At 60.2% G+C, this 4,616-nt stretch carries 10 protein-coding genes; 7 read left to right on the top strand and 3 right to left on the bottom strand.

Annotated elements, in window-relative coordinates; genetic code table 11:
* Window positions 1–176: 176 nt before the first annotated feature.
* Genes VDP82_RS14235 through VDP82_RS14225 form a run of 3 tightly spaced genes read right to left on the bottom strand, consistent with a single transcriptional unit; the run spans window position 177 to window position 1,446 of the window.
* Window positions 177–410: a hypothetical protein gene (locus tag VDP82_RS14235; RefSeq protein WP_323015508.1), complete on the bottom strand. Its 234-nt coding sequence runs from the start codon at window positions 408–410 to the stop codon at window positions 177–179.
* Window positions 407–775, bottom strand: coding sequence for a hypothetical protein (locus VDP82_RS14230; protein ID WP_323015507.1), 369 nt, complete (start codon window positions 773–775; stop codon window positions 407–409). Before VDP82_RS14230 ends, VDP82_RS14235 begins: the two co-directional genes overlap by 4 nt.
* Window positions 772–1,446: a S24 family peptidase gene (locus tag VDP82_RS14225; protein WP_323015506.1), complete on the bottom strand. Its 675-nt coding sequence runs from the start codon at window positions 1,444–1,446 to the stop codon at window positions 772–774. The genes VDP82_RS14230 and VDP82_RS14225 overlap by 4 nt, the downstream gene beginning before the upstream one ends.
* An 83-nt stretch (window positions 1,447–1,529) precedes the next feature.
* Here VDP82_RS14225 and VDP82_RS14220 point away from each other — a divergent pair, with 83 nt between their 5' ends.
* From VDP82_RS14220 to VDP82_RS14190, 7 genes are all read left to right on the top strand, one after another.
* Window positions 1,530–1,763, top strand: a complete 234-nt coding sequence (locus VDP82_RS14220; RefSeq protein ID WP_323015505.1) for a transcriptional regulator — start codon at window positions 1,530–1,532, stop codon at window positions 1,761–1,763.
* A complete protein-coding gene (locus VDP82_RS14215) occupies window positions 1,760–2,008 on the top strand; it encodes a hypothetical protein (protein WP_323015504.1) in 249 nt (82 codons plus the stop codon). The genes VDP82_RS14220 and VDP82_RS14215 overlap by 4 nt, the downstream gene beginning before the upstream one ends.
* Window positions 2,009–2,281 carry a DUF2312 domain-containing protein gene (locus VDP82_RS14210; RefSeq protein ID WP_323015503.1) on the top strand — a complete coding sequence of 91 codons (273 nt, stop codon included), beginning with the start codon at window positions 2,009–2,011 and terminating at the stop codon, window positions 2,279–2,281.
* 569 nt (window positions 2,282–2,850) lie between these two features.
* Complete coding sequence (locus VDP82_RS14205) at window positions 2,851–3,285, top strand: hypothetical protein (RefSeq protein WP_323015502.1); 435 nt, start codon at window positions 2,851–2,853, stop codon at window positions 3,283–3,285.
* 17 nt (window positions 3,286–3,302) lie between these two features.
* Entirely contained in the window at window positions 3,303–3,515 is a 213-nt protein-coding gene (locus VDP82_RS14200) for a hypothetical protein (protein WP_323015501.1), read from the top strand.
* Between the two features lie 91 nt (window positions 3,516–3,606).
* Window positions 3,607–4,290, top strand: coding sequence for a hypothetical protein (locus VDP82_RS14195; protein ID WP_323015500.1), 684 nt, complete (start codon window positions 3,607–3,609; stop codon window positions 4,288–4,290).
* On the top strand, window positions 4,287–4,475 hold the full coding sequence (locus VDP82_RS14190; protein WP_323015499.1) for a hypothetical protein: 189 nt from the start codon (window positions 4,287–4,289) through the stop codon (window positions 4,473–4,475). Before VDP82_RS14195 ends, VDP82_RS14190 begins: the two co-directional genes overlap by 4 nt.
* Window positions 4,476–4,616: the final 141 nt, after the last annotated feature.

Below are 4,616 nucleotides of genomic sequence, written 5' to 3'. Positions count from 1 at the left end.
AGCCTGGCGCTCCCAATTGGCCTTGAGGGTTTCGAGACTATCCTCTGCCGTCCCTAGCCTGACTAACTTGCCACGTTCCAATTGTATGCCCCATTTAAAAAATAATGCGTAGCTTTGTCGATGTAGACCTACCCGCTGGCGCGTCTGATTCCCATCCTATAGCTTCCAGCACTGCATCAGTTCAGCCTGGCTTGAATGGCCGCCATCATCCTCAGCCATTCCTCCCCCAACGCTCGGATCTTCTCAGTCTTCGTCGGGTGTGAATCTGCAATGCGCTCTAGCAGGTCGAGCTCGTCATGCATCAGGCCCATGTCCCAGACCGGCAGTTCGCCGCCGGCGATCATGGCCTTGTATTTGAACAACGTCCTGCGGCTGAGGATGATGCGCTGATCGGCTTCGGCGGGGGTCAACGTTCGTCCTCAATCTCCCCGATGGCCTTACCAGCAACCGTGATGTGCAGCATTCCGTCAATCTCGACCGCCAAGCCTCGGGACAGCAGGAACCCCACTAGCCCTTCATCCTCGCGGCCGTGCATGCTGTTCGTGGAAATGGCGCCCTGGGATAATCGGCGGAGCACGTGATAAATCTGGACCGGCACATATTCCAACTGTCCCTGAGTTGGAGCTATCTCCAATGCCTCCAGCACCGCATCTGCCTGGTCTAGATAACTCTCCCACATAGGCTTCCCCTCGAACTTGGTGTCTTCGGGATGTCCATCGAACCGGCATAGAGCGCGGGCGGCGAGTTCTCTGGCGGGCTTGGGCTTGCGGGTCATCTCCGGTCGTACTTCCCGACAACGCGGTGGCACGTTTGCCAGACTTGCCGGCTTTCCTTGAACTCGGAGGCTGGGTTCCACTGCTTCAGGGTCCATTCGCGGTCGTTGAAGCCTTCCAGCCATTTTACGATAGCTTCGGCGTCGTCGCCGTGCGGCGGCTGGTGGTAAAACACGTGGTGGAAGCCGCGTTCGGGTCGCTTGTTCGGGTTGATCAGGGCGATATCGTTCGGGAAGTAGGCCGGTATCATGCTGTCGCCGTCGATCAGCAGGCCATAGCCGCCCTTCACGCCTTGCAAGATGGATGGCATTTTCACGCGCTCGATCTCATCGAAGGTCACGATGATAAAGCCGTCGCCACCCTTGGCCCCGGCGTAGATCGGCAGCGTCTCGCCATCCCGAGACACGAGCTCGCGGCCTGGAATGATCGTCGGCTTGGATGCTGCTTTTTCTAGGTCGGGCCCGTCACCGGTTCCGTCGCGCAGCCACTCTTCACTCACCCCCAAAAAGCTCGCCAGCCCAGGAATTCGATAGCCGTCCGGCTTTGTGGTGTCGCCTTCCCATTGGGTCACGTTCACGCGCTCGATACCAAAGTGGTCCGCCACGTCCTTTTGGGTGACTTTGGGTCTGAGGGCGGTCCTGGCCGCGCGTATTCGGGCGCCGAGTGTTTTCATGCCCAGAAAGTAGCTGTCGCCTACCAAAGATGCACCTACCTACCCACTTGACTAAGTAGGTAGGATGCACCTACATTGGTGGCATGCTGAAAATTGTCGAAATCGCTGCAAAGAAGTCGGGCGGGATCGTTGCCCTCGCCAGTCAGTTGGGGGTCGCGCATCAGACGCTGTACTCGTGGCGGCAGATTCCGCCTGAGCGCGTGATCGACATGGAGCGCATCACCGGCATCTCCCGGCATGAGCTTCGCCCCGACCTTTCCCGCATCTTCGTTGAGCGCTCCGAAGCTTCCCCCTCTCCCCAGAGGGCAAGCGCATGAGCAAGCCTGAAGACATTCCGCAAGACATCTGGGATGCCGCCGCAATCGGCGCCGCACCGCTGGTAAAGCGGCAAGAGCTTATTGCGCGCGCCGTCATGGCTGAGCGGGAAGCCTGCGCTCATGCAGCATTCGACGCGGCAAAGGCTGCCCGATGCGGCGTTCTTCGTGCCCGTCAGATCGATGCCGCCATCCGCAATCGTGGTGAAGTGAACACCGCTCACACTTTCAAAAATCGTGAGGATTAGATGACCTACCCGTCGAATACGGACAGCGTTGCCCAGGACCAGTTGCGGGCGTTCATCGAGCGCATCGAGCGCATGGAAGAAGAAAAGGCAGCCATCGCCGCCGATATCAAGGAAATCTACGCCGAGGCCAAGGGCAACGGCTTCGATACGAAAATCCTCCGCATGGTGGTTCGCATCCGCAAGCAGGATGCCAATGAACGGATGGAGCAGCAGGCGTTGCTCGACATGTACCTCGGCGCGCTCGGCATGGTCGAAGCGCCGCCAGAGTACTGACCATGCGCCCCGGCTTCTTCGATCCTGCCCCTGTTCTTCGCGCAATGGTCGCCGGCCTCTCTCTGGTGGCTGCTGCTGCCTATGTCCTGCGACTGGCGGGGGCATTGTGATGAACCGCGCTCTTTTCACCGTCACGGTCTCCATGGCGCTCTGGGCGGTCATCATCGCCGGTGCCCTGGCTATCTGGTTTTGGTCGGGTGCGCTGTGATGGCCGCTGCCTCCACCATTCGACGCGACCGGGCAGGGGCCGCTTCCACGGCCATGGGCATTCCTGCCTGTTCATCGCTTTCCACCCTCAATGACAATGAGCCGGGGCCACGCGCGAGTGACGTGTCCCTCGCTGATCGCCATTTCCAGTTCGGCCGCCGTTCCTCCTCCTCGGCGCGCCGTAGGCCGGTGCGGGCCCTTTCCTCCCAGGCTGCTACCCGCACCGGCCACCCCATTCACGCGGTCAAGTTGTCGCTTGGCCTCGCTCATCATCTGCCGACGCACATGGTCTCTGAACTCCGGTGTCGTCGGGATTTCCATCATCGTCCTTTCCATTCGCTGACCTCGCACTGGCTCAAACAATGCCAGCAGGCGAGGACAAAAAATTGGGAATTCAGGACAAAACGGAGCCGCACGAAATGACGGTGGCTCTGTCTCATAACCTGCGTGAATTCGCCGGGCAGAAGTGGCCGACGATGAACCACAAGTGGCGCAAGGCGAAACTCGCCTCGATGCTCCGCATGAGCGAGCGCCGCGTCAGATCCATTTACGAGGCTGATCCCGCTGCCCGCATTCGTGCAGACGAGGCAGAGCGGATCGCGGCCCTGGTCCAGCAAGGAGAGGCCGAGGATGCGGCTCTATCGACACGTATTGCTGAGCTTGAGGCACAGGTTACCCGGCTCGTTGAGGCTCTGGCTAGCGACGAGATGGCGGGATCGGGCCTGGCTCCTCGCTTACCGGGCCGAACTGCTTTTGACCGGCGCGGACCTTCTCCGGGACGACGCTCGACAGATTGAACCAAAGGAGGACTGCAATGGCCACCAAGGCTGAAACCTATTCTCCCGGCGCACATACCGGCGCCGTTCGAGCCCTTCACGACGCCCGCCGCACCGAATTGCTGGCGCGTGATGAAGTTTTGGCCTCGGAAATCGCAGCGGCCCAGGCAGAACGCGACGACATCAATGAAGCGCTCCGCCTCATGTCGCCGCCGGTTGAGGCCGAAATCGTAGCCATGGCGGCGGAATAGCCATGACCCTCACCATTCAATTCATCTTTGGTTTTCTGGTGCTTGCCGGCCTTTACACCGCCGCCTGCATCTATTTCGGGAACGATATGTGATGGCGACTGCATCTGCACGCGGCCTTTTCCGCGCCACCGGCAATAAACCGAAGCCCGTCGCCGTCCAGATGCTCGACGGATCATTCGTGAAGTCCGTTTCTGGCCTTGAGCGCGAGAAGGATGATTTCTATCCCACGCCGCCGGATCCGACACGCGCGTTTCTCCACGCCGAAATTGATCGGCTGCGTGAGTTTGATGGGATCTGGGAGCCGAGCTGCGGCGATGGCGCCATGCTCAGGGAGATGCGCGCGCTCGGGCTCGAAACCTATGGCTCCGATCTGATCGACCGCGGCGGCGCCGCCGATGTTGTGCGTGACTTCTATAAGTTCCGCTATCCGGCATTCCCGGCCATCGTCACCAATCCACCCTTTCAAGAATGTGGCTGGGGAAACGGCAAGGCTCGCTGGCTCAAGCACGCGCTCGACGTTCTCGACGTTGAATATATGGCGCTGCTGCTCAATTGGTCCTGGCCCGGCGCTGGTGGGCTCGCACCGTTCTGGGCAGAGCATCCGCCGGCCCGCGTCTATCTCATGCGTTGGAAGATAGATTTTACGGGGCAGGGCGCGCCGCCGATGCTCAATGCATGGTTTGTCTGGGACAAGCAGCATCAGGGCGAAACCGTCCTGCGCATGCTCGACCGGAAGGACGCCCGCCAGCATGAACTTTTCGGAGGAGCCGCATGATGCGCATCTGGCCCTTCACCCGCAAACCCGAAGCTCTCCCTCACATCGTATTCAGTCGCTCCAAAGCCGCTGCACGAAAGCTCATGTCTTCCGATCAAGACAAGACGGCTCAGCTTGTTTCCGAGCTTTCGGCGGCAGGGAAGCATGTCCCTCAGTATTTCCGCCAGAAGGATGAAAGCCAATGAGCGGTGAAATCAACATCTGGGACATGAGCGAGGACCAGCGCCGCGCGGAAATCGCCAAGCGCGCTGCGTCCGGTGCCAGAAGGGCCCTTGGACTGCGCGACTATATCCGCGTGGAGCCCACGCCAAAGCCGATTTATCCGC

It is taken from the genome of Devosia sp., assembly GCF_034675085.1.
Lineage (GTDB): Bacteria > Pseudomonadota > Alphaproteobacteria > Rhizobiales > Devosiaceae > Devosia.
Note: the sequence above shows the minus strand (reverse complement) of the source record. Positions and strands in the feature narration are given on the sequence as shown.

What these genes read in the sequence shown, in the direction of transcription:
- VDP82_RS14200 (WP_323015501.1), top strand. Translation starts at nt 3,303, where the DNA reads ATGGCCACCAAGGCTGAAACCTATTCTCCCGGCGCACATACCGGCGCC.
- VDP82_RS14215 (WP_323015504.1), top strand. Translation starts at nt 1,760, where the DNA reads ATGAGCAAGCCTGAAGACATTCCGCAAGACATCTGGGATGCCGCCGCA.
- VDP82_RS14195 (WP_323015500.1), top strand. Translation starts at nt 3,607, where the DNA reads ATGGCGACTGCATCTGCACGCGGCCTTTTCCGCGCCACCGGCAATAAA.
- VDP82_RS14190 (WP_323015499.1), top strand. Translation starts at nt 4,287, where the DNA reads ATGATGCGCATCTGGCCCTTCACCCGCAAACCCGAAGCTCTCCCTCAC.
- VDP82_RS14230 (WP_323015507.1), bottom strand. Translation starts at nt 775, where the DNA reads ATGACCCGCAAGCCCAAGCCCGCCAGAGAACTCGCCGCCCGCGCTCTA.
- VDP82_RS14210 (WP_323015503.1), top strand. Translation starts at nt 2,009, where the DNA reads ATGACCTACCCGTCGAATACGGACAGCGTTGCCCAGGACCAGTTGCGG.
- VDP82_RS14205 (WP_323015502.1), top strand. Translation starts at nt 2,851, where the DNA reads ATGCCAGCAGGCGAGGACAAAAAATTGGGAATTCAGGACAAAACGGAG.
- VDP82_RS14225 (WP_323015506.1), bottom strand. Translation starts at nt 1,446, where the DNA reads ATGAAAACACTCGGCGCCCGAATACGCGCGGCCAGGACCGCCCTCAGA.
- VDP82_RS14220 (WP_323015505.1), top strand. Translation starts at nt 1,530, where the DNA reads ATGCTGAAAATTGTCGAAATCGCTGCAAAGAAGTCGGGCGGGATCGTT.